The organism is Ornithinibacillus contaminans (assembly GCF_001038425.2).
GTDB lineage: Bacteria > Bacillota > Bacilli > Bacillales > Amphibacillaceae > Ornithinibacillus > Ornithinibacillus contaminans.
Genome location: NZ_LDPV02000034.1, coordinates 24,623 through 47,348, shown reverse-complemented (window position 1 = coordinate 47,348; position 22,726 = coordinate 24,623). Strand labels below are relative to the sequence as shown.

At 37.4% G+C, this 22,726-nt stretch carries 24 protein-coding genes; 9 read left to right on the top strand and 15 right to left on the bottom strand.

The window, feature by feature from the left end:
• Window positions 1-76: 76 nt before the first annotated feature.
• The 5 genes from JF53_RS07775 to JF53_RS07755 form a co-directional block, all read right to left on the bottom strand.
• Window positions 77-715 (bottom strand): response regulator, encoded by a 639-nt coding sequence (locus JF53_RS07775; RefSeq protein WP_047982490.1) that lies wholly within the window; start codon window positions 713-715, stop codon window positions 77-79.
• Window positions 716-760: 45 nt separating this feature from the next.
• On the bottom strand, window positions 761-1,798 hold the full coding sequence (locus JF53_RS07770) for a sensor histidine kinase (protein WP_047982491.1): 1,038 nt from the start codon (window positions 1,796-1,798) through the stop codon (window positions 761-763).
• A 12-nt stretch (window positions 1,799-1,810) separates the two neighbouring features.
• A complete protein-coding gene (gene liaF, locus JF53_RS07765) occupies window positions 1,811-2,563 on the bottom strand; it encodes a cell wall-active antibiotics response protein LiaF (protein WP_047982492.1) in 753 nt (250 codons plus the stop codon).
• A 15-nt stretch (window positions 2,564-2,578) separates the two neighbouring features.
• Window positions 2,579-3,817, bottom strand: a complete 1,239-nt coding sequence (locus tag JF53_RS07760) for an MFS transporter (RefSeq protein WP_047982493.1) — start codon at window positions 3,815-3,817, stop codon at window positions 2,579-2,581.
• A 93-nt stretch (window positions 3,818-3,910) separates the two neighbouring features.
• Window positions 3,911-4,552, bottom strand: coding sequence for a phosphatase PAP2 family protein (locus JF53_RS07755; protein WP_047982574.1), 642 nt, complete (start codon window positions 4,550-4,552; stop codon window positions 3,911-3,913).
• A gap of 136 nt (window positions 4,553-4,688) precedes the next feature.
• Here JF53_RS07755 and JF53_RS07750 point away from each other — a divergent pair, with 136 nt between their 5' ends.
• The gene (locus JF53_RS07750) at window positions 4,689-5,861 is read left to right on the top strand and encodes a M20 metallopeptidase family protein (RefSeq protein WP_047982494.1); all 1,173 of its coding nucleotides are present in this window, start codon (window positions 4,689-4,691) and stop codon (window positions 5,859-5,861) included.
• A gap of 105 nt (window positions 5,862-5,966) precedes the next feature.
• Window positions 5,967-6,515, top strand: a complete 549-nt coding sequence (locus tag JF53_RS07745) for a hypothetical protein (protein WP_047982495.1) — start codon at window positions 5,967-5,969, stop codon at window positions 6,513-6,515.
• A 120-nt stretch (window positions 6,516-6,635) separates the two neighbouring features.
• On the opposite strand, the gene JF53_RS07740 is transcribed toward JF53_RS07745, so the two are convergent.
• Complete coding sequence (locus tag JF53_RS07740) at window positions 6,636-7,850, bottom strand: ABC transporter permease (RefSeq protein WP_047982496.1); 1,215 nt, start codon at window positions 7,848-7,850, stop codon at window positions 6,636-6,638.
• Complete coding sequence (locus tag JF53_RS07735) at window positions 7,843-8,586, bottom strand: ABC transporter ATP-binding protein (protein ID WP_047982497.1); 744 nt, start codon at window positions 8,584-8,586, stop codon at window positions 7,843-7,845. The genes JF53_RS07740 and JF53_RS07735 overlap by 8 nt, the downstream gene beginning before the upstream one ends.
• 574 nt (window positions 8,587-9,160) lie before the next feature.
• Between JF53_RS07735 and JF53_RS07730 the strand changes: the two genes are divergently transcribed.
• The 3 genes from JF53_RS07730 to JF53_RS07720 all read left to right on the top strand — a co-directional run bounded on the left by JF53_RS07730 (window position 9,161) and on the right by JF53_RS07720 (window position 10,790).
• The gene (locus JF53_RS07730; protein ID WP_047982498.1) at window positions 9,161-9,592 is read left to right on the top strand and encodes an HIT family protein; all 432 of its coding nucleotides are present in this window, start codon (window positions 9,161-9,163) and stop codon (window positions 9,590-9,592) included.
• A gap of 148 nt (window positions 9,593-9,740) precedes the next feature.
• Entirely contained in the window at window positions 9,741-10,259 is a 519-nt protein-coding gene (locus JF53_RS07725; protein WP_047982499.1) for a tryptophan transporter, read from the top strand.
• 159 nt (window positions 10,260-10,418) lie between these two features.
• Window positions 10,419-10,790 carry a YtxH domain-containing protein gene (locus JF53_RS07720; protein WP_047982500.1) on the top strand — a complete coding sequence of 124 codons (372 nt, stop codon included), beginning with the start codon at window positions 10,419-10,421 and terminating at the stop codon, window positions 10,788-10,790.
• Between the two features lie 660 nt (window positions 10,791-11,450).
• On the opposite strand, the gene JF53_RS07710 is transcribed toward JF53_RS07720, so the two are convergent.
• From JF53_RS07710 to JF53_RS07700, 3 genes are all read right to left on the bottom strand, one after another.
• The gene (locus JF53_RS07710; protein WP_047982502.1) at window positions 11,451-12,344 is read right to left on the bottom strand and encodes a glycine betaine ABC transporter substrate-binding protein; all 894 of its coding nucleotides are present in this window, start codon (window positions 12,342-12,344) and stop codon (window positions 11,451-11,453) included.
• A gap of 73 nt (window positions 12,345-12,417) precedes the next feature.
• The gene (locus JF53_RS07705) at window positions 12,418-13,272 is read right to left on the bottom strand and encodes an ABC transporter permease (RefSeq protein ID WP_047982503.1); all 855 of its coding nucleotides are present in this window, start codon (window positions 13,270-13,272) and stop codon (window positions 12,418-12,420) included.
• The gene (locus JF53_RS07700; RefSeq protein ID WP_047982504.1) at window positions 13,265-14,461 is read right to left on the bottom strand and encodes a quaternary amine ABC transporter ATP-binding protein; all 1,197 of its coding nucleotides are present in this window, start codon (window positions 14,459-14,461) and stop codon (window positions 13,265-13,267) included. The genes JF53_RS07705 and JF53_RS07700 overlap by 8 nt, the downstream gene beginning before the upstream one ends.
• A gap of 304 nt (window positions 14,462-14,765) precedes the next feature.
• Here JF53_RS07700 and JF53_RS07695 point away from each other — a divergent pair, with 304 nt between their 5' ends.
• Entirely contained in the window at window positions 14,766-15,248 is a 483-nt protein-coding gene (locus JF53_RS07695) for a GbsR/MarR family transcriptional regulator (protein ID WP_047982505.1), read from the top strand.
• Between the two features lie 70 nt (window positions 15,249-15,318).
• Here JF53_RS07695 and JF53_RS07690 read toward each other — a convergent pair whose 3' ends face one another.
• Window positions 15,319-15,657 carry a DUF1878 family protein gene (locus JF53_RS07690; protein WP_047982506.1) on the bottom strand — a complete coding sequence of 113 codons (339 nt, stop codon included), beginning with the start codon at window positions 15,655-15,657 and terminating at the stop codon, window positions 15,319-15,321.
• Window positions 15,658-15,876: 219 nt separating this feature from the next.
• On the opposite strand from JF53_RS07690, the gene JF53_RS07685 reads away from it, so the two are divergent.
• From JF53_RS07685 to JF53_RS07675, 3 genes are all read left to right on the top strand, one after another.
• A complete protein-coding gene (locus JF53_RS07685; protein ID WP_047982507.1) occupies window positions 15,877-16,416 on the top strand; it encodes a DUF3267 domain-containing protein in 540 nt (179 codons plus the stop codon).
• Window positions 16,417-16,580: 164 nt separating this feature from the next.
• The gene (locus JF53_RS07680) at window positions 16,581-16,766 is read left to right on the top strand and encodes a hypothetical protein (RefSeq protein WP_047982508.1); all 186 of its coding nucleotides are present in this window, start codon (window positions 16,581-16,583) and stop codon (window positions 16,764-16,766) included.
• 112 nt (window positions 16,767-16,878) lie between these two features.
• Window positions 16,879-17,742: a peptidylprolyl isomerase gene (locus JF53_RS07675; RefSeq protein ID WP_047982509.1), complete on the top strand. Its 864-nt coding sequence runs from the start codon at window positions 16,879-16,881 to the stop codon at window positions 17,740-17,742.
• 46 nt (window positions 17,743-17,788) lie between these two features.
• On the opposite strand, the gene JF53_RS07670 is transcribed toward JF53_RS07675, so the two are convergent.
• From JF53_RS07670 to JF53_RS07655, 4 genes are all read right to left on the bottom strand, one after another.
• On the bottom strand, window positions 17,789-17,986 hold the full coding sequence (locus tag JF53_RS07670) for a sporulation YhaL family protein (RefSeq protein WP_053072025.1): 198 nt from the start codon (window positions 17,984-17,986) through the stop codon (window positions 17,789-17,791).
• Window positions 17,987-18,058: 72 nt separating this feature from the next.
• Window positions 18,059-19,003 (bottom strand): 3'-5' exoribonuclease YhaM, encoded by a 945-nt coding sequence (gene yhaM / locus JF53_RS07665; protein ID WP_047982510.1) that lies wholly within the window; start codon window positions 19,001-19,003, stop codon window positions 18,059-18,061.
• A gap of 93 nt (window positions 19,004-19,096) precedes the next feature.
• Window positions 19,097-19,645 carry a GbsR/MarR family transcriptional regulator gene (locus tag JF53_RS07660; protein WP_053072027.1) on the bottom strand — a complete coding sequence of 183 codons (549 nt, stop codon included), beginning with the start codon at window positions 19,643-19,645 and terminating at the stop codon, window positions 19,097-19,099.
• A gap of 97 nt (window positions 19,646-19,742) precedes the next feature.
• Window positions 19,743-22,718 carry an ATP-binding protein gene (locus JF53_RS07655; RefSeq protein WP_047982512.1) on the bottom strand — a complete coding sequence of 992 codons (2,976 nt, stop codon included), beginning with the start codon at window positions 22,716-22,718 and terminating at the stop codon, window positions 19,743-19,745.
• Window positions 22,719-22,726 lie beyond the last annotated feature (8 nt).

Genomic DNA, 22,726 nt, shown 5'->3' with positions numbered 1-22,726 from the left:
CGGAATCTCCTTATATTTAATTTCTTTTTCCCTAGTATTATACTAGGAATTTTTAAAAATAACAAAAAAAGAGGGCCTAGCCCTCATGAGTCGATAATTGATTTTTATGCACATAAACTGCTGCTTGTGTACGGTCATGAACATCTAATTTTGCCAGGATATTACTGACATGCGTCTTCACTGTCTTAATGCCAATGTATAGCTGTTCACTAATCTCTTGGTTGGTCATGCCATTGCCGATACAGAGGAGAACTTCCATTTCCCGCTCTGTTAATTCATCATGTGGTTTCCGCTGTTCACGTCTAAAACTCGTCATTAATTTAGTTGCCACTTTCGGTTCAATCACATTTTCCCCACTCGCGGCCTTCTTAATCGCTGCTACTATTTCATCAGCTGAAGAGGTTTTCAATAAATAGCTGAATGCACCTGCTTCTAACGCTGGAAATACTTGCTGATCATCGTAATAGCTCGTTAGAATAATAATCTTGCAAGCTGGCATTTCCTGCATGACTTGTTTTGTAGCTTCAATGCCATTACCATTATCCATCATTAAATCCATCAATACGACATCAGGCTTCTCTTGTAAAATTAAATTAGCCCCGTCATAGCCACTACTTGCTTGCCCAATAACATCTATGTCAGGATCTGTTTGTAAATAAGCAATAATACCTTTCCGTACGATTTCATGATCATCCACGACAATAACTCGAATCATTCCGTATCCACTCCCCATGTTAAATCATATTTACAAGCCCCTATGCTAGCAAGGAATCCTTATATCAATATATGTACCTTCATCAATATTGGATCGAATGGAGAAGGTTCCTCCTAATTCATCACTTCTTTCCTTCATTGTTTTAAGCCCGTAGGATGTTTTTTTCGCATTATCATGTCGTAAATCAAACCCTTTTCCATTGTCGGCGATATGTAGAAAGAGTTCATTCGACCGCTTGGCAATTTCAATTTTGACGCTCGTTGCATTTGCATGACGAAGAATATTGGACAATGACTCCTGAATAATCCGGAATACATGCTCTTCAGTCGCCTCTGAAAGCTTCAATTCCTCACTAATATGTAATTGAAAATCTAGCTGCGATTTTTGCTTTAGTTCCTCGACCAGCTTCTCTATTCCTTTTGGAAGTGGATCACCTGATAGATGAACAGGGCGCAAATGTAGTAATAATGCCCGCATCTCAGTTTGCGCCTGGAGGGCCCCATTCGCTACTTCCACCATCTGCTCTTTTGCTAATTCTGGATTCTGGTCAAACTGCTTAATAGCCGCTTCAGAAAGCATCGTTAACGCAAATAATTGCTGGCTGACCGCATCATGTAGGTCTCTTGCAATTCGTTGCCGTTCTTCAATAACAGCGGATTTATGCGCAGACTTAGCAAGCTCAGCTTTTTCGTCGGCTAATCGTTGCAAGGATTTCACTTGATTCTGCAGCTTTGCACCCAACTCGTTCAACTCATTACCAATCCGCGTTAGTTCATCACCTTCATTAAAATAAATACGAGACTGATAGTTTCCATTCGCAAATTGAGTAATTTGAACAGATAGGTAATCCATCCGTTGCTTCATATCACCACTAGAGCGAAATCCAACATAAACCGAGATAAAAAATCCAATCAATCCATATAAGATAATAAATAGGTAAATACTATTTGAGGTTAACCAATCCGGACTAATTAAAACGAATATCGATAATAAAATCGCTAAAATAGTCACCGTCGTTAAGAATAAGCCGTTTAAATGGGAAATGATATAGCTATACCGAATACTAGAAAAACGATTTTTCAAGACGATCCCTCCCTAAACATAATCAACCCGTATCGACCCAGCCTTTACCTTTAGCGTTATATCTAATTTCCTTGTGGCTGAATCATAATTTGGTGTGATGAAGCTAAGGGAACGATTTATACCATCAACCGATTGACCAACAATATCAATTTCCCCCGCCTTTACAGATGCATTAATCTGAAATTCAAGATTCTCTGGAATCAGAATATGCACATCACCAGCAAGTGTACTAATGTAAAAAGGAATCTCTTTTTCTGGAATATATGCTTTTGAGAAATCATAGTAGAAATCCCCGGCTAATGATTTCATCGTTGTTGGCTGCACCTTCCAGTTTAATTTATTATATTCATGACTTCCTACAGAAAAGAAGGAACTATTATGACCATCCTTTTCGGTATCCCCATCACCTGTTTCGATATAAACCTTTGGGCGACCAGATTTACCAATGAACATAAATCCAACATAAACAATCAGTAATGGCCAAAGCTTAAAAACATCGTTAAACGAAAATGTAATAATGTCAAATCGATCTAATAAAAGCAGTGAACCAAAGATGAAGAAAAACGATCCCCATGCCCAGCTTCCACCACGGTTCCTCATTCTGCTTAGCATCGATTTTAATCCAAATACAGCAAAGAATGATGGATAGATATAACTCCAAGCACTTTTCATATTTAATTCCATCAATCCAATATTTTCTAAAACAAGTATTACACCAAATGTAATGATTACTGTTGCAAACAGCCAGCGAAAAAATCCATTCATAGTAACTTCTCTCCCTTATGAAAATTTGATCCCAAGTATTTTCTTATTCTTCAAGTTGTATACTGCAATAAGGGCAATCATAATTCCACTAATAATCATGATTAATTGTATACTGATTCCAATTGCAATTAGCGAAGAAGTTGCGATAAAGGAAATCGGAATTAAGCCTGTTGAAACAGTCATAAACAAGCTCATCATTCTACCTAGCATACGTTTATCTGTCGATTGCTGCAGGATTGTTATTAACGGAATATTAATTAACTGCATCAGTACAGCCATTATCGCGACTAGTCCTGCCGTTAAGATGACATTGGCTGAAAAGCCAGTTGCTGTATATAATAAACCTAACCCTATTAAACTAATGATTAAGACTACCCCAGGCTTTTTTAGTTTAATGGCAGCTAATAGAATTGCCCCGGCTAATGCTCCTACTCCCATTGATGTTTGAATCGTCGCTAAGCTAACAGCACTACCATTGAAAATATCTTTCACAATAATCGGCATTCCAATCGCAAAAGGTCCTGAGAAAAAGAAATTAATGAACAACGCCACGACAACAACTGAGATTATGAGCTCGTTTTTACGTACATAGTTGAATCCCTCTTTTAATTCATCCCAAGGTGTCGGCTTTTCATCTACCACGTCTTCTTCTTTCTGTAGCCTGATAAAAAGTACTGCCACGGATGCTAGAAGAAGCATTACCATCGCTACGGAAAAAACACCTTTAAACCCAAGTAAAGCAATCAACGTTCCACCAAGAGCCGGTCCAAGAATTGGACTAATTTGATTAGCCATTTGCATAAAAGAATTACCACGCTGTAATTGATCTTCTTTTAATATTGTTGGCACCATAGCGTTCATGGCAGGATAACTGAATGCATCCGATATGCCAAATAAACCAGCCAACAGCAATAAGTGCCACACTTGAACGGCATCTGTCCAAATTAACACTACTAATACACTAATGAGTAGCGCTCGAGAAAAATCCGACCAGAACAAGATGGTACGTCTATTCACTCGATCTGCTATTATTCCACCAACAGCCAACAGAACTAACCTAGGAATTGCTGCTACAAAGAACAGCAGCCCGAAATAAAACCGATTATCGGTTATATTCAACATCAACCATTCCGAACCAATTAGGTATACATAATAGCCCGGTGCAGAGAACAGCGCACTTACTAACAGTAGTACAAAATTACGATTATGAAATATTGCAACCTTCACATCTTTTTGGCTTACAGCAGCTTCCATTTGGATTACTCCCATCTATTGTCTTTTGTTACCTATATCGTAACCAATTCAATAAAACGGGAAAACCATCTGCAGGATGCTTTTACCTCCGCCTTAAGACCGAGTCTTTCGTTTGCTTTGAATAAATTCATATAAAAAGATGAAGACAAGCAAACAAATAAAGCCAAATACAAATCCAGCAACAATGTCCGTTAAATAATGAACATTAATGACATACCTGCTTATTCCTATTAAAATAACCAGTAACGCAAAAATGATTTGAATAGCGAGCATCACCTTGGTTGATTGTATCTTTTTGGCAAGAAAGTATGCTAAAAGCCCCCAACAGACCAGCGGTATCATCGAATGACCAGATGGAAAACTCTCCCCCTCCGCATTTGCTTCTACTAGAATAGACGGTCTTTCTCGATCTACCAATAGTTTAATGAGCTTATTAAATTGGTGTGTTGCATATATCCCCACCCCCAATGTCAGCGCTGGTAACCAATCCCGAAATAGGATAACAAGAAACACAACAAGAACTGCTGTGAAGGGGTACATAAACCATTCTGATCCCAAGTTCGTCACCACACGGAAAAACGAATAAATGGATGTATCTGGGAAAGTATCCACTAGTGCTCGTGTCCACTTATCAATATAGGGAAGCTCCCCATGAATAATCTTCACTATCCATATGCCAATAACAATTATCATCATCATTAAAAAGATTAAAATACCCATTGTAGTACGTTTCATAAACGCGTCCATTACCTCCTAGATTTCTATCACTAATGACTTTATCATAGCTTATCCAACTATATTATGGAAACTAATTTCTTCAGGACATTAAAAAGATGTTATAATAATAAAAAAATTATAGGAGGAATTGAAAATGCTCCAAGCTATTCATCAAGCAATTGATACTTCATTCCCCGAGATGGTTGAAATACGTCGCTACTTGCATCAATATCCTGAGCTTTCCTTCCAGGAATATAAAACCGCTCGTTACATAGCAGATTTTTATGAAAAATTGGGCATACCATATCAAAAAAATATAGGTGGTAATGGAATTGTTGCAACATTAAAAGGAGGCAAGGCTGGTAAAACTATTGCACTAAGAGCGGACTTCGATGCCCTACCTATCCAGGATGAAAAGGATGTTCCGTACAAATCAAAAGTAGATGGTGTGATGCATGCCTGTGGCCATGATGGCCATACCGCGACATTGTTAACGCTAGCCAAAGTAATGAAGGAGTTCCAAGAAGAATTATCAGGAACATTGGTTTTTATCCATCAGCATGCGGAAGAATACGCTCCAGGCGGTGCTAAACCAATGATTGAAGCAGGTGCTCTTGACCAAGTAGATGCTGTTTTTGGCACACATCTTTGGGCAACAACTCCATTTGGAACTATCCAAACAACGAAGAGTGTTCTAATGGCTGGGTCTGATCGCTTTGAAATTAACCTACAAGGACAAGGTGGACACGGTGCTTATCCTCATGAAACAAAAGATTCGATTGTGATCGGTGCACAGTTAATCACCCAACTGCAACAAATAGTTAGCAGACGAATTGACCCTCTTGAAACTGCTGTATTATCGATTGGTATTTTCGAAGCTGGTAATGCTTTTAATGTTATAGCGGATAAAGCAAAATTAATTGGTACCGTTCGCTATCTTAACCGTGACATACAAGAACAGGTTATTCAAGAAATGGAAAAGATTATTAAAGGGGTAACCATTGCCAACAATTGCACCTATACTTTCAAGTATGAAAAAGGGTATCCACCGGTAATCAATCACCCTAACGAGGCGCAACTTATTTTAGATGTAACGAAAGAACTTCCTGAGGTGAATACAATAGAGGAAGTCGTTCCAGTAATGGGTGGGGAAGACTTTTCTTATTATTTATTAGAAAAGCCCGGCGCATTTTTCTTCACAGGTGCACGAAAGGAAGAAAATCCTTACCCACATCATCATCCACGATTCGATTTTGATGAGCGTGCCATGCCAGTTGCAGCTAAGGCGATGATTAGCACTTGCTTTGCCTTTCAGCAACAATCTTAGCGGAAATAGACTAATGCTTTCATAACTAGCAAAAAAGAAATCTTTTTTGTCGGCGTATCGTATATCGTATGTACTAATAAACTTATAACATGCAGGTGATTTTAAATGTCCACTAATTATGAAGCAAGACATTTTTTTATGGCTACAGCAATTGGGATTCTATTCTTATCACCGATATTATTACTCATCATTCCTTCCTTTATAGCAAATAGTATGTATTTGACAACCGGAACTTGGATTGTCTTTGTTCCAAGTACAGGCTATTTGATTTATGCGATCGGATGTGCAGTATTAGTGTTGGCAGCGTTGATTCCTTTCCTATTTAAAATTAGAAAAATGACGATTGGTATTGGGATATTATGTGTATTCCTGAGTTGTATCATTTTTCTCCTAGCTACGAAACCACATACTGAGTTGTCTGATAATGGGATATCCTACAGAACCTCGCCATTTGAAGTAACTAATACATATGCATGGACTGAAATCGAACGTGTTGATTTTTTTGAGGCAATACCAGGAGAAAAAGCATACTTTGATTTTCACTTTCATGATGGGAGTCAATTTACCCTCATTGAAAATGCTTATGTAAGCAATTTCCACGGACCTATATTTGATGCGATTCAAAGCAGTGGAATACCAGTAATTTTTAAGTAATGTAAGATTAGTCTAGAACAAAAGCGTTTATAGTTAAATAAAAAGAAGGCACTTAACTCGCTACTTTGCTGAGTTAGTGCCTTCTTTTTATCATCTCATTTTACTCATGTCCCAAGCTCTCTATACTAACTTCTGCTTTACATACCCATTTATAAACACATAGGAAAATAACAAGCCCGCAGCTAATGTGCTCACAAAACCTAGATACGATTGAATGATTAGAAATACGATTGAAAATAAAATCGTCTGGACAATCGCCAATTGGTATAGCCACTTCATAAGTGCTCTTTTCCGTGATTCCTTTTCAACAGGATATAAATCTAACCACATAATAACACGGTGATGCTGATAAAGTGTCATCATTTGGAAGCAACTCATATATAAGAATAAGATCGCAAAGGCAAGCTTCATCCATACGTTTGGAATAAAGTAAATGAATAATCCTCCGATAATGATTAACCTAATATACATCGATAAATAATCCCCACCACGCAGGAATGTTATTCGGTACAAGTAGTCATAGGTGTACTTATGTTCAAACGGAATTCTTTTTTCAACGAATGACACTAGCCAATGACGTGGTTTTATTCGGCTTTTCAAATGCGGAACATCCGTGAATAAATTAGCAAATCGGTAAAAGGATTGCATCCTATTTAGATCCTTCTCCAATAATAGCTCCCAGGACAGTCCAGCTTGCTTTCGTGAAAGACTTAAGTCATACATGAAGATGATCACAAATAGAATCGTGGTAATAACCGCTATTAGGATTTCACCACTAATTAGGAAATAAAATACAGCAATGTTTAACAATAATCGTGCCAGTTGATCAGTATACCGAATGGTTCGGTCATGCACCTTCAACATCCACCAGTTCGCTACCAAATTCCATAACTTAAACACCAGCACTACTATAAACGTTAATAAATACGTACTACCTAATCGATCAGGAAATGTTGCAAAATAGAGTGGACCAAATACCGCCAACACTAATGCAACGATATAGAGCTGAATAACATAGCTATAAATCAGAGCATTACGGAAATAAGCACCCATCTTCTGTTCGGCAGCAAGGAGAAATACTAAATCCGGTTCCTTTAACAGTGTGCGCACTGGACTATGACTTACAACTATTCCTAATACAATTCCCATTATGATTGCAGTTGGAAAATTTTCTGGTAAGACCGTTAACCAGTGTTGATAATAATAGGCTAGTGCGGATATGAGAAATAACATCGCAAAGGCAATATGCCCATTAAAAATATAGCGAAGATAACGACTTGTCTCCTTTAAATGCTCCCTAAATCGCTTCATGAAAAACTCATGCGAATTAAACATGGCTATCTTCCTTTGTTAGCTGAACATATAAGTCATCTAGAGTAGCCGTCGGCATCGCAAATTGCTCTCGAAGCTCCTCTAATGTACCAAGTGCTTTCACTTCTCCTTCGTGGAGGATTACAAAGCGATCACAATAGCGCTCTGCTGTTGCCAATATATGCGTAGACATTAATATCCCGGAACCATTCTGTTTCATCTGCTCCATTAAATTAAGATACGACTGAATACCAAGTGGATCTAGTCCAACAAATGGCTCGTCCACAATATAGAGAGGTGGCTCTATCAAGAACGCACACATAATCATGACCTTTTGTCGCATACCTTTTGAAAAATGGACCGGAAACCATTTTAGCTTCTTCTCCATTCGAAATTCTTTTAATAAAATTTGCAACCTTTTTTCAAAAACATCCTCTGGAATATTGTACGCCATCGCCGTTAACTTCAAATGCTCATATAAGGTTAATTCATCGTAAAGAATTGGCATTTCTGGAATATAGGCTAATTGGTTACGATATGCTAATGGATCGTCACGAAATGATTTCCCATTAATTGAAATAGATCCCTTTTTCGGTTGCATTAAGCCGATAATATGTTTTATGGTGGTGCTTTTTCCTGCACCATTCAGTCCAATTAATCCCACAATTTCATTAGCATTCACGGCGAATGAAATGCCATGAAGTACATTTTTATGGGTATAGCCCCCAACCAATTTGTCAATCTGTAATAACGGTTCCACAAGCTTGCCCCCTACTAGTTCTTGTTAAAAAGTGTATCATTTTTAGCATTAAAATCCAAAAGAAAATCTCATACGTTTTTCGACATTTTTTTTAGAAAGTGAAGTATAGAATTACTGGATTCGCTCAAAATAGTAAAGAAGAGTCGGGGTTGATTCACTGTAAACCAATTTGTTTTAACACAAATGAGGTGTTAGTGTTGGAAAAGGTAATGCTTCACTAATTAAACATGTGTTAACCTACAAACAAATGGGGTGTTGGTGAAAGATAATCTAATGAAAATAAAACCCTTTTGTTAGAACACATCTCAACGCCAAGGGATACTAACAAAAAGGTTTTTGTAAAACCAGATGAGTAGCATATAATGCGAAAAACGGTAATTACAAGTCCCCACATTAGTATTATGCCCTGGCTCTTCATAGAACAGGCTCGCCCTTTTAGGGCGATGCCTGTTTCTTATTTAACGATAGCCCAGTCGCCAACGATGACAATGTGCCATTCTTAAGGTTAAAACTTTACATAGGACGACCTCACTATTTACAATAAAAGAAAACAGTTAGGAGATGACATGTAGATATGGCACATGAGGATTGTATTTTTTGTAAAATTATTTCTGGAGAAATTCCGTCTGCAAAAGTATATGAGGATGATTCGGTATATGCCTTCTTAGACATTAGTCAGGTTACAAAAGGACATACATTAGTTATTCCAAAAACCCATACGAAGAACATTTATGAAACACCAAGTGATGTTGCGAGTGCGTTATTCGCTAGAGTCCCGAAAATCGCCAATGCGATTAAAACTACCTATCAACCAGTAGGATTAAATTTACTTAATAATAATGAGCCTGCAGCAGATCAGTCTGTATTTCACTTACATATTCACTTAATTCCTCGTTATAGCAAGGAAGCAGACGGTTTCTCTGCCAACTGGACTGTTCATAGCGGGGAGTACAGCCCAGAGGATTTACAACAAATTGCCGGAGAAATCAACCAAAACATCAACTAAATCCAGTGATTTTAAGCAAAATAGTACTTTTAATTTAGATGGAAGTTTGTTATAATTTAAGTAGGTTTCTGCTACTGACAATAAGAGTACAGTAGAGGAATCAAAAATATATGAGCTGAGCTTAGCTTGAGCCTGAGGAGAGGTAAAAATGAATACAAGAGTTTTAGTCATTTTGTCACTATTAGTGGGGATTGGTGCTGCATTGCACTTTGTTATGCCATCTATTTATGGTGTAACACCGGATATGATGTTAGCGATGATGTTCTTGGGAATCATGTTATTTCCAAAATTTAATTATGTGGTTGTTTTAGCAATTTCTACAGGAGTATTATCAGCATTAGCGACCCAAGCACCTGGCGGACAAATTGCAAACATAATAGAAAAACCAATAACCGCATTCGTATTTTTCGCGCTATTTATCCTAATTAAAGACAGAGTGAACATAAAATTTAGTGCACCAGTTTTAACAGCAATTGGGACATTAATTAGTGGATCTATATTCCTTGGTTTAGCACTTTACGTCATTGGTTTAATGGAAGGTGTATTCTTACTAGGATTCGTAACTGCGGTCTTACCTGCAGCAGGATTAAATACAATATTGATGATTATCATCTATCCAATTGTTCAACAAATCCTGAAGCGTTCCAGACCAATTACCGTGTCATAACAAAATTAGAATCCTCTGGCGTTAGAAATGTCAGAGGATTTTTTTAGAAAATACATATCGCTCGTATCTTGAGCAGCTTTTCGATAAATACACGCATTATCTAACATAAAAAGAGAGAACCCGGAAAAAATATAATAAGCGGGAAAGGAGCGGGATAGTATGGCAAGAGGTAAATCATTAATTCTTGGTATTATGGTTGGAGGTTTAGTTGGTGCAACTGCAACACTGTTAAGCACACCAGCATCCGGAAAAGAGTTACGTAGTAAGGTTAAAAGTCAAAGCTTAGAGTGGAAAGAGTTGCTTGAAAACCTTAAAATTGATGGTCTACGTTTAAAAAATCAAATCGCAGCAACATCTAAAGAAGGGGTCAATCTCATTAAGGATTTGACTCAAGAGATGAAGAGTTCTGTCACAGAATGGAAGCAATCTGTAGAACCACACCAAGAAAATATCCATCAATATTTGGAACAGATTGAAACGAGCTTAAAGGATTTAGAAGAAAAAGTTAATGCCAATAAGAAAAAAGCATAATCCTGAATTTATGACCAGCACAAGTGGGACTGTGCTGGTTTTTTTGATCGCTTTACGAGATTAGATTCAGTTGTTGATTTTGATTTGCGCTGGTATTTTGATATGTTTACATGTCTGCTGATGCTGCGGAATTCTCACTTTATTAAAGACATCTCCAGCTGGGGTTCAGTTCGGAATGTCCTTTAGAGGCTTTATCAAAGACATTTTTACCTGGGCTTCAGTCCGGAATGTCCATTAGAGGCTCTATCAAGGACATTTTTACCTGGGCTTCAGTTCGGAATGTCCATTAGAGGCTCTATCAAGGACATTTTTACCTGGGTTTCTGCCCAAAATGTCCTTTAGAGGCTTTATCAAAGACATTTTTACCTGGTTGCCCGCCCGAAATGTCCATTAGAAACTTTATCAAAGACATTTCCAGCTGGATTTCAGTCCGGAATGTCCATTAGAAGCTCTATCAAGGACATTTCCAGCTGAGTTTCAGTCCGGAATGTCCATTAGAAGCTCTATCAAAGACATTTTCACCTGGTTGACCGCCCAATATGTCTATTAGAAGCTCTATCAAGGACATTTCATCTAGTTCTCCCCCCAGAGTGTCCTTGAGACACTTTAACTCAAAAAACAGCCTGCAAACATCAATGTTTGCAGGCTGTTTCATTATCGTTATTCTAATCCTTCTGTCCACTCTGCTACTTTGTCTGGATTTGCTTCAACCCAGTTCGCTGCTGCTTCTTCTGGATCTGTACCTTCTGAGATTTCTAGCATAACAGCTTCGATATCCTCTGAAGACCAGTTGAAGTTATCTAGTACTTGATACGCCTCTGGCATATCTTCTTCTAGACCTTCACGAGCCATTGTATTGATTGTTTCTGCTTCCCCAAATGTTCCTTTTGGATCCTCAAGATATTTTAGCTCGTATTTAGAGAATTTCCAATGTGGAGACCAACCAGTTACAATAATATCTTCTTCATTTTCATACGCTTCACCTAGAGCAGTTGTCATTGCACCACTTGAAGACGTAACAACTTCCCAATCAGCTAGGTTATCATAATCTTCTAATGATTGTTCCGCAGCACCTACAACACCTGATCCTGGTTCGATACCAGTAATTTTCATATCAGCTTCATCCGTCAAGTCCGCGATAGAGTTAGCGTCCATATAACTAGGTACAACTAGACCGATTTTAGCACCTTCAAGGTTTGGCCCAAGATCTGTCATTTGATCGCCATAGTCTTCAAATTGACTAGCATGTGTTGCAGGTAACCATGCAGCTACCATTGCATCTGCTTCACCATTGGCAACAGCTTCCCACATAATCGAGTTATCAAGACCAGTTAACGTTACATCATAGCCTAAGTCCTCTAATACCTTACCAATTACGTTAGTAGAGGCAATCTCTGTATCCCAGTTTACATATGCAAGTTCGATTTCCTGTCCATCTCCAACAGTTGCACCTTCTGAATCACCATTAGAATCATCCGAAGAACACCCTGCGGCAATTAATGATAATGAAAGTCCAGCTATAACTCCTAGACGTTTCCAATTACGTTTAAACATTGAATAAATCTCCCCTTTTTGTAAATTTTATATGGAACTTTTCAACTGAAAAGCAGACCAATAGTTTTGTGCATTATTTCTTGTTCATGCTTTGTGTAAATCTATCAATAATTATGGCTAAGATTACGATTCCGATACCAGCTACAAATCCTGTACCGACATCAGAACGTTGCAATGCCGTCAACACTTGTTTTCCAAGTCCTGGCGCACCAATCATCGATGCGATAACAACCATAGATAATGCAAGCATGACCGTTTGGTTAATACCAGCCATAATCGTAGTTTTCGCCATCGGAAGCTCTACCTTGAATAATTTCTGCGCACCTGTACTACCAAAGGCTTCAGATGCTTCCGTTAGCTCCTTAGAAACTTGACGAATACCTAAATTGGTAAATCTAACTGTTGGTGGTGTTGCAAATATTAACGATGCAAACACTCCTGGTACCAAACCGATTCCAAAGAATGCTACTGCAGGAATTAAATAAACAAATGCAGGCATTGTTTGCATGAAATCAAGTATTGGTTTGAAAATTGCTTCTGCTGTTTTACTCTTAGACATTAAGATCCCAATTGGAACCCCAATTACGACAGAAAGAATACTAGCGATAAGCACCAGTGTAACAGTGCTCATCAAATCTTCCCAAAGCCCTTGATTATAAATAATCCATAGACCAACAATTGAAAATGCTGTTAGGCCAAGCTTCTTACCAGATAAAATGAAAGCTAAAATGGCAATGACAATAATAAATATAGCTGCAGGTACTTCCATTAAAATATCTTCAGAGAACCATTCCATAAAATTACCTAAATGCTCTTTTATCGGTTCAAATAGTATGGAGAATGTATCCTTTGTCCAATCTGTAAAACTTTCTGCCCAATCCTTAATTGGTATACCTTCTGAAAACCATTCTTTTATTGTATTAAACATTCAAGTTCACCTCACTATCTCCCGCCAACGCTGCAATAACCGCACCACGCACGATAATTCCTACAAGCTTTTCGTTTTCGACGACAGCGACTGGTACTGGTGAACCATTCACAACAGTAAAGATATCCTGCATTGTTGTATCTTTTTCTACTTGTTTAATATCTGTACGTAATATTTCATTAATATCGGATATCTCTTTTTTTCTAGCTTCAGATGCGTCATCAGCTGTCACATAACCTTTTAAATTCCGTTTGCTATCGACAACTAAAATACTTGAGATACCAGATTCCTTCATTCGTTCTAACGCAACACGTGGACCATGCTTCTCAATGTTAATCGATTCTGGGCGCTTCATAATATGTTGCGCAGTTAATACCTTCGATCGGTCTACGTCCTCAACAAATCGTTCCACATAATCGTTAGCTGGATTCACTAAGATTTCTTCCGGTGTTCCGATTTGAACGATTGAACCATCCTTCATCAAAGCAATACGATCACCAATCCGTAAAGCTTCATCTAAATCATGTGTAATAAAAATGATCGTCTTTTTCATTGTTGATTGTAGTTCGATTAATTCATCTTGCATGTCCTTACGAATTAATGGATCAAGTGCCGAGAATGCCTCGTCCATTAAAAGCACCTCTGGATCGTTTGCTAATGCTCTCGCTAACCCTACACGTTGTTGCATTCCACCAGATAACTGGTCAGGCTTTTGCTCTAAATAACCGCCTAATCCAACCATTTCAAGTGCTTCTTTTGCTTTTTTACTTCGCTCTGCTTTTGGCACCTTCTGAATCTCTAGACCATATTCTGCATTTTGTAAGACAGTGCGATTCGGAAATAACGCAAATCGCTGGAAGACCATTCCTAGCTTTTCACGTCGTACTGCGCGAAGCTCTTTTTTATCCATCTTCGCAAGATCCTGACCATCGATTAAGATGCTTCCTTCCGTTGGTTCAATTAAACGATTTATTAATCTGACTAATGTTGATTTCCCACTTCCTGATAACCCCATGATGACAAATATTTCACCTGGTTCAACAGAAAATGATGCTCGATTAACACCAACTGTGCTACCTGTTTTCTTTAATATTTCATCTTTGGATAACCCTTGATCCAATAGCTCTAATGCTTGTTTTGGATTCTTACCAAATACCTTTGATAGGTTTTTTGCCTCAATAATCGGCACATCTTTCACCTCTTTTTAAAAATCATTCTGTTATACGCTCGCTGCAAATTCATAGAATAATAGAATGTCAAAATACCAGCCGCTTTTTCCTTACTATAATACTATACACCCTTTTATATGAACTGGACAAACAGTGTATACCTTTATTTTTGATTATATTTTTTATACAGTTAATACTGTACGTACTTTAGACTAGCTTTCCTTATAAATGCTCCAAATACCTCCCAAATACACCCCAACTAGCCATTTTAAAAATAAGAAAGACTGTTGTACCCTTGTTATAAGCTAGTTTTAGGAGGTTTGCATGTTGGAAAACAGCAACGAATTAGTCAAGAACGGAATTCTTCTTGAATTTGCAAAAACAGTTGAATTATTTGATTTAACGCCATTAGAAGCGCGTTTATTTACGTACTTATATATGGAAGAAAATCCGTTAACATTAGATGAGATGAGTGATGCATTAGGGAAAAGTAAGACATCCATGAGTACCAGTGTCCGTAGTTTAGTGGAATTAAATCTTGTAAAACGTGTTTGGAAGAAAGGCGTACGAAAAGATTTATATCAAGCAAACTCCCAGTTATTTAAACAATTTATGAGTTTCTATATGAAAAAATGGATTGATGCTACCGAGGATCAAAAAGAGGCACTAGTCGATATTCAGGCGAAACTGCGCACGCAGGACAGCCCAATCGATAACCAACAGCTACACGACAAGCTCGCGTCTATTATCAAATTCCACCAGCAATTAGATAACTTCTTTAAAGAAGCATCTGAAATAAAGCAATAAATAACGCTCCAAGGTAAGATGAAATGTCTTTCTTCTCGCCTTGGAGCGTTATTTATGTAGTACATGCTTCTTATAATAGCTGCTCTTTCTGGATGAGCTTAATAAATTCCTCCATCAGTTCCGGAAAATATCCTTCTGCCCGCAAGGCATGAATGGTTTCAGTAGCTTCTAATTTCTTATTCAGCATTCCCACAAAACGAAGTAATAACGAAGAGTAATTAAGGAGTCCTTCCTCCTTTTGCTCCATGTATTCTTGGTTCGCAGCCTCAAGCATCTGAAACATCGAATCGTATTCCTCGTTGGTGATATTCTGTTCAATTATAAGTTTGGTAAAAGGGTATTGTTTACTATCAATCGTTTTTAACAGCAGCTGCACATGAAATGCTGCTAATTTGTTATCATCACACACTTTCCATACCCCTCCCTCATGCAATTCACTTCTATTAGTCAGAAAATACGATTTATTGTTAGTATTTTTTAATCATTTTTTTTCAAAAAAGGTATTGCAATTTCTTCTGTAAGATACTATTATCAAAAAGGCTTTTAGTTAAACGGAAGTAATTCTTAGGTTTGCTAACAGACTAGCAATACCTTATTTATCAGGTGAATGAAGAGGAGGACCAATAAAATGAATTGCTGGAAATCAGTCAACTTAGATAAACAATACGGTATGAAATGGATTCAATTTATTTCATTTTTAATTGGTCTTATGGCGTTTATTATCCTTTATGTACCATTATCCATGATTCATGATGGAAACCATTTACATGAATCAGGCATTATCTTATTTATTATTGCTATTATTCTATTACCAACGCTTCATTCGTTCATGCATATTTTACCATTAATTGTCCTAAATAAACGAATAAAATTAATTTGTCAGCGCAAAAAAATGATGCCGATTTTCACATTTTATACTGATGCACATGTGAGTAAGTATTCTTCAATACTTTCATCACTAATGCCAACACTTTGTCTAACTATACCTGGAATCATTGCATCTATCTCGGTTCCAAGCTTCTATGTTTATTTATTACTTGCAACATCGATCCAAATTGGCCTTTCGGTTATTGACTTCTTATACATTCGTCATCTAATAAAAGCACCCAAAAATGCATTTATTGAAAACGGCGATGAAGGCTTCGATATTCTATTAAAAGCAAACTAAGAAACCTGTAAATCACTACAGGTTTCTTTAATTATTTTTAACATCTTTACTATTCAGACAGTAAAATATTTGTTACAGTAAGTAATATATTTAGTTCTGTGAATTTTCATCATGCTACGTGATGTTTTCTAATATATTTTATGCTATAAAAGGAGGTTATAAGAATGATGATTATTTTCCTGTTTTATGCACTTATTATATTGTTTATTTTTAACTCATTGACTGATAAGTTATGTAAGAAGTTAGAAATGAATGCTGCAAAACAGGCGAATGTTTTTCGTGTAACCAATATTATGATACTTATCCTACTTGTATCCTCATATGTGAAAGTCCTAAATGCGCTCGTGTAATTGTGTAAAAACTATGTAATTCCATGTTTAGCTATTATTTTTTGTACAAACTATGGTATATTAATCAATAGTCAATCCATTAAGTTTTCAAAAAGATTAGGAGTGTAATTTTATGAAGAAACGTACAATCGCAGCTATTCTTGCAGCTGGTACCCTTTTCCTTACAGCTTGTAATGCTGAAGGAGACTCTGAGGTCGTTGTAGAAACGAAAGCAGGAGACATTACAAAGGAAGAATTCTATTCTGAAATGAAAAACTATATTGGCGAAAGCATGCTATACAATATGGTTGTCATAAAAGTATTAGAAGATAACTACGAAGTAACGGATGAAGAACTTGATCAAGCTGTTCAGGACGCAAAAGACGAACAGGGTGAGAATTTCACTGCATGGTTAGCACAACAAGGCTATCCTGATGAAGAAACATTCCGTGAACAAACATACCAAACCCTTTTACAAGAAAAACTTGTATTTGAAGACATTTCGATTTCTGATGAGGAATTAGAGAAGAAATTTAACGAAATGAAAGAAAATAATGAAATAGAAATTCGTGCCAGCCACATTTTAGTGGAAGATGAAGCTACAGCTAATGAAGTTAAACAGAAGTTAGACGATGGTGCTGATTTTGCAGAGCTAGCGAAGGAATATTCAACAGATGGCTCTAAGGATAGCGGTGGCGACTTAGGATACTTTGCAACAGGTAAAATGGTAAAAGAATTTGAAGATGCAGCATTTGCATTAGACGCTGGAGAGATTAGTGAGCCAGTAAAATCAGAATTTGGTTACCACATTATCAAAGTAACTGAAGTTCCAACATTCGATGATAAGAAAGAAGATATTCGTCGTCAGTTATCGATGGAACAAGTAGATAATACAGCAGTGCAAGAAAAAATGAACAAACTTCTAGAAGATGCTAAAATCGATGTAAAGATTGATGACTACAAGGATCTATTTAAAACAGAAGAAGCAAAAGGCTAAGATAGATATCAAAAGGCTAGTACAGGAAAACTGTACTAGCCTTTTTCTAATTCGTTATTTGTTCCTTGTGTTTATCACGTTGCTCTCGCTCCTCAGCAATACGCTTCATATACACCTGACCATCACGTTCGATATAATGCAGTTCAAGCTGTTTTTCGGCTCGCATTGCTCGATATGCCATATAGCCACTAAATACAATAAAAACCAACATCACCAGAACCCACCATGGCATTCCTAAAATCACTTGCTAACCCCCTTGTCCATTGCATCTACCTCATGTATATGCAAAAGAGAAAGAGATAATGTCATGTTTTCATTACGCTTCAAAGGTTGGTTTATAGAAGGAACGATTATCCATTGCAAACAATCGCTCGGTAAATTCTCCTGGTTTTACTTTTTCAAGTGCTCGGTTTAGCATGTTCATTTTAGCATCAATCAAATCAATTAAATGCAATAATTCTGCTTCCCGTACAAGGGGAGGTGTCGGACTCCCCCACTCTGCCTTACCATGATGTGAAAGCACCATATGCTGAAGAATCAATACTTCTTCACCATCGATTTTTAATTCTTTTGCGGTATTTCCAATTTCTTCGACCATAATGGGAATATGCCCAAGTAATTTTCCTTCTAATGTATAGGAGGTAGACACGACGCCAGATAATTCTTTTAGTTTCCCGATATCATGTACGATAATCCCTGCATATAATAAGTCTTTATTTACTTGTGGATATAGCTCACTTAATTCTCTAGCAATCTTCAACATACTAACAATATGATGAGCCAGTCCTGAAGCATATTCATGGTGGTTTTTCGCTGCTGCTGGATAGATTAATAGTGGTTCTTGATATTTTTTAATAATAGCTCGCACAATCCGTTGTAATGCTGGACTTTTCATTTCGAAAATCGCTTCTGTTAGTTTTTCCATTAGTTCGTCACGACTAACTGGAGCAGTTTCAATAAAGTCAGACACCTGAACACCATCTGTTGTTTGTGCTGGGCGAATCGAATTTATCCGCATTTGTGCTTTTCCACGAAACTGGTTAATTTCCCCTGTGATCCGAATAATCTGCTCTTGGATAAAATGTCCTTCATCTTCTGGAGTTACATCCCAAAGCTTAGCTTCTATCTCTCCGGTAGCATCTCGTAACATTAACGTTAAAAATGGTTTTCCGTTGCTGGCTGTCCCTTTTACAGATTCTTTTATTAATACAAATCCATCAAAGGAATCTCCAATTTGATGATGCCCAATTCCCCTTTTCATATGGTAATCCTCCCCATTAACAGAAATGAGATTGACGACTGAAAGCAAGCTCGTCCGAGTGCATTTCCTTTTGTGTCAATCCCATCTGTTTTTTTATTCGTTCTTCGGTATATAATCGAAAATTTTTCCTGACTCGATGACCTGAATAAATTTCATTAACCATTTGTAGTAATTCTTTGCATATTCTAAGCGATCCATATCATTAGTAATGCGTTGCTTTAAATCGGCATCATCTGTTGACTCATATAGTCGCTTTAATTCTTCAATTGTTTCCTCTGCCTCTTCAATATTGGACTCCGTATGCTTTCGCCAGCGATTGCCAAATAACGAGGTAAATGATTTATACCAATCCTCTTCTGATTGATAAAGATCCTTTCGAATTCCTTTTTTGAAGGTTGATTCGACCATCTTCATGTCAGATAGGGCTCGTACACCAGTGGACATGCTTGTTTTACTCATTTCTAATGCATCACGCATATCATCCAATGTCATTGGCTCATCTGAGAAATAGAGTACACCATACAATCTTCCAACCGATGATGTAATACCATAGAGGTTCATGTTTTTGGCAATTATTTGGATAAACTTATCAATCGTTTCTTCATACTTTTCCCATTCTTTACTGTGGTTATCTTCAGACAATGGATGTCCCTCCATCTTAGCAAGAAGTATCTACTTGCATTTCAAACTCTACATCGTTCCTAATCGAATCATATGTTTTCTAAAAATCAGTTTAACATTATTTTTCCATTAATGGAACTGCATTTGTCAACTTGAGTAGATTATAACTGTCGAATTCGCCCGCAACCTCATTTTTACAGGTAAATAAGATAAGTTGATGTTTCTTGGTTATACGGTCTAACAGTCGTTTTACCTGTTTCATACGAGGACCGTCAAAATGCACAAATGCATCATCTACTAAGAATGGAAAAGGCATGTTTTCACTCATGACATCACTGATTGCAAAACGTAACGCTACATATAACTGATTCATTGTGCCTTGCGATAATTCATTGACTGTGTAGTGAATATGGGAAACATGTTCGACCGTAAATAATCTGTCCTCAGACGGCGGATAGACTTGTAAATACTTTCCTTCGGTTATTTCAAAAAAGAACTCGCTCGTCTTATCCATTACTTTTGTTAAATATTTATCACGGTAATTGTCCTTGGATTCCGATAATAACTCTTTTGCCGTCTTATACACTGCCCACTCTCTAGCAAGCTTCTGTAGCCTTTCTTTTTCTGCATGAAATTTGTGCAAGGTTTGTGAATAAGCTTCCGAGCTTTCTAAACGATTAAATTCCACTGTAATTGTAGCCAATTGCTTACGCTTCTCCTCTAAATCTGCTTCTAGCTTGTCTATTCTGTTTTTAACCGTTTCTTGCTGCAATTCAACAGTACTTCGGCTTGGTTTAGTTTGAATAAGTTCTTTCCACTCTTCACCGGAAAATAGCAATGTAAGCTGCTCAGCAAGCTTCTCACTATATACCGTTAACTCCTCTTGTTCTTTTAATTCCTTCGCTTGTTTGTAAAAGGCTTCTTCATCCTCTACTTTGGCAATATTAAATAAATGCTTTTGTTCACTTTCAATCGTTTCAATAGATAACAGTAATTCCTGAAGTTTTTCCTGAATTGCTGTTAATCCTTTTGTTGTGTTGGAAAGCTGTGTTTTTCTTACTTGATATGCTTCCATTTCTGCATCCAGTAACTCTAATTTGCCTATAAGTGTTTTGGGTATTCTATCCGTTTCATAATGGCGCTCAAAAAACGTAACCAGTACATCATGAAAATCAGCTAACTTCTTATTTAATTTATCCTGCTCGGCTGTTAGTTCTTTTTTTTGTTGGGCACTCCGAACGAAGCGTTTTAAGGCGTGATACAATTCCGGCCAATACGCCACATCTAGCGCTGCTAAAAACGGATATCTGTGAATTTGTTCGTCTAGTTTTGCAAATAGCTTTGCTTCTCGTTGTTCCACTACTATTTTTTGTTCATCAAACTGTGTGGATTGAATCGCAGTATCTTTTAATTGCTCAACCAGTAGCGCTATCTCGTTTTTGTATTCTTGATCTGTTCGGATTTGTTGTTCCGCACGAAGTAATTCTTCAGTTGAAATCCTACTTGTATTACCGTCATCAGGAAGTGATAAGAGCACGGATTCGATATCGTTAATCGATTTCTTTCCCCAGATCCATTGGATTATTCCCATACAGAGACTGACTACTACTCCGATAACAAACATCGTATTCTCTGCTATAAATAATAGTACGGTAAAAACAATGGCGGCAACTAGACATGCTGTTAAAACAAGTCTAGTTCTCGTATTCGTTTTTTGTTTCGTATGTTGCCAAGCCTTCTGCCTTTTTGCTGCGTCGTGTTGCATTTTTTCCAGTAGCACTGTTTCCTGCTGTTTTGCAATAACTGCCTCCAATTCCGTTCTATGTTCCAGTGGAAGTAGCTTGCTTTTTAATTCATTTATTTGTTCCTGTAAGTATTGTTGCTTTGTTTTGGCAAGCTGAATACTCTCCGCATTTGATTGCTTTTCCCGCTCGATCTGCTCCACTTCATTCTTTAAGTCCGTCCATTGCTTCTCTAGATGAAACGGGAGATCCAATGTTTCAAGCTCTGCTAACGTAAGACCAATATTTAACTCTAACAGCTGTATGCTTAATTCATTATCCAGCTTACTTATTTGCTCTTGAAATCGTTGAAGCTCCTGCTTATTTCCCTTGTAAGTCGTGTGGAACGATTGAATTTGCTGGACTTTCTCTAATGGGAATGCATTATTCGCTTCCTCAAGTTCCGCTTTTTCACATAGGAGCGTTTCTTTATTTTTGACTAGAATCTTTTGTTCACTTTTCAGCGGTAATAGCTTATCTTTCAACACTGCTAATCGCTCGATACCTTCTTCTGGAAAAGGAATTTCCTCTGGGAAATCGGCTAATCGTTGTTGATAACCGATGTATTCCTCCATTTGTGGGATTGCCTGAATCATTTTTTCTAACTGAAGTTGGTCTAGCTTTTCTTGTAGCAGTGTTTCTTTTATAGACTCCATATCCGTTTCTAATTCTAGTATGGCGTTTTTTTTGTTCCTGTAGCTTGCTTCCTCGTTCTTCATCACAGTTAGCTCGTTAAATAATGTATCAAGCTTTTGTAATTGCTGGTTGATTTCTGGTTTTTTTCCATATGGCTTAAAGTAGTCACTAAGTCTTTGCTCTAAACGCTTTTCAATAGCATGAATATGTGTAGAGCCAGTTAATCCAATTCCAAGCAATACTTCCCCCATATCTTCCTCTTTCATGAGCTGAATTTCGCTTAAATCAAGTGCAGAAAAGGAAAAGATAGCCTGGAACGTTGTCGCATTCATGCCGTGCAGTCGCTCTTGTAGCCATTCTTCATCATATTCACTTCCATCCGGTGTATAACATTTTGCCGCACCATTTCGAACATCATTTAAACGTTCTATTGTATACTTCCCAATCTCCTGATCAATTACCGTTAATCGCCCACCCATTTTACTACTTGTCTTTGGTTGATAGAATTTACGCTGCTTCGGTGGTAGTCCAAAAAGCATGAAAAGGATGAATCGTTGTATGGTTGATTTACCAGATTCGTTTTCACCGTAGATTGTGAGAAATGTATCTTCACCAAAATCAATTGAATAATCTACCCATTTTCCAAAACCATATATGGTTGCATCTACTAGCCTCATCTTTTCAC

Bases quoted from the DNA above. Each gene is read 5' to 3' on its own strand.
- JF53_RS07775 (WP_047982490.1), bottom strand. From the start codon at position 715: ATGATTCGAGTTATTGTCGTGGATGATCATGAAATCGTACGGAAAGGT.
- liaF (WP_047982492.1), bottom strand. From the start codon at position 2,563: ATGAATGGATTTTTTCGCTGGCTGTTTGCAACAGTAATCATTACATTT.
- JF53_RS07760 (WP_047982493.1), bottom strand. From the start codon at position 3,817: ATGGAAGCTGCTGTAAGCCAAAAAGATGTGAAGGTTGCAATATTTCAT.
- JF53_RS07755 (WP_047982574.1), bottom strand. From the start codon at position 4,552: ATGAAACGTACTACAATGGGTATTTTAATCTTTTTAATGATGATGATA.
- JF53_RS07750 (WP_047982494.1), top strand. From the start codon at position 4,689: ATGCTCCAAGCTATTCATCAAGCAATTGATACTTCATTCCCCGAGATG.
- JF53_RS07745 (WP_047982495.1), top strand. From the start codon at position 5,967: ATGTCCACTAATTATGAAGCAAGACATTTTTTTATGGCTACAGCAATT.
- JF53_RS07740 (WP_047982496.1), bottom strand. From the start codon at position 7,850: ATGTTTAATTCGCATGAGTTTTTCATGAAGCGATTTAGGGAGCATTTA.
- JF53_RS07730 (WP_047982498.1), top strand. From the start codon at position 9,161: ATGGCACATGAGGATTGTATTTTTTGTAAAATTATTTCTGGAGAAATT.
- JF53_RS07725 (WP_047982499.1), top strand. From the start codon at position 9,741: ATGAATACAAGAGTTTTAGTCATTTTGTCACTATTAGTGGGGATTGGT.
- JF53_RS07720 (WP_047982500.1), top strand. From the start codon at position 10,419: ATGGCAAGAGGTAAATCATTAATTCTTGGTATTATGGTTGGAGGTTTA.
- JF53_RS07710 (WP_047982502.1), bottom strand. From the start codon at position 12,344: ATGTTTAAACGTAATTGGAAACGTCTAGGAGTTATAGCTGGACTTTCA.
- JF53_RS07705 (WP_047982503.1), bottom strand. From the start codon at position 13,272: ATGTTTAATACAATAAAAGAATGGTTTTCAGAAGGTATACCAATTAAG.
- JF53_RS07695 (WP_047982505.1), top strand. From the start codon at position 14,766: ATGTTGGAAAACAGCAACGAATTAGTCAAGAACGGAATTCTTCTTGAA.
- JF53_RS07685 (WP_047982507.1), top strand. From the start codon at position 15,877: ATGAATTGCTGGAAATCAGTCAACTTAGATAAACAATACGGTATGAAA.
- JF53_RS07680 (WP_047982508.1), top strand. From the start codon at position 16,581: ATGATGATTATTTTCCTGTTTTATGCACTTATTATATTGTTTATTTTT.
- JF53_RS07675 (WP_047982509.1), top strand. From the start codon at position 16,879: ATGAAGAAACGTACAATCGCAGCTATTCTTGCAGCTGGTACCCTTTTC.
- yhaM (WP_047982510.1), bottom strand. From the start codon at position 19,003: ATGAAAAGGGGAATTGGGCATCATCAAATTGGAGATTCCTTTGATGGA.
- JF53_RS07655 (WP_047982512.1), bottom strand. From the start codon at position 22,718: ATGAGGCTAGTAGATGCAACCATATATGGTTTTGGAAAATGGGTAGAT.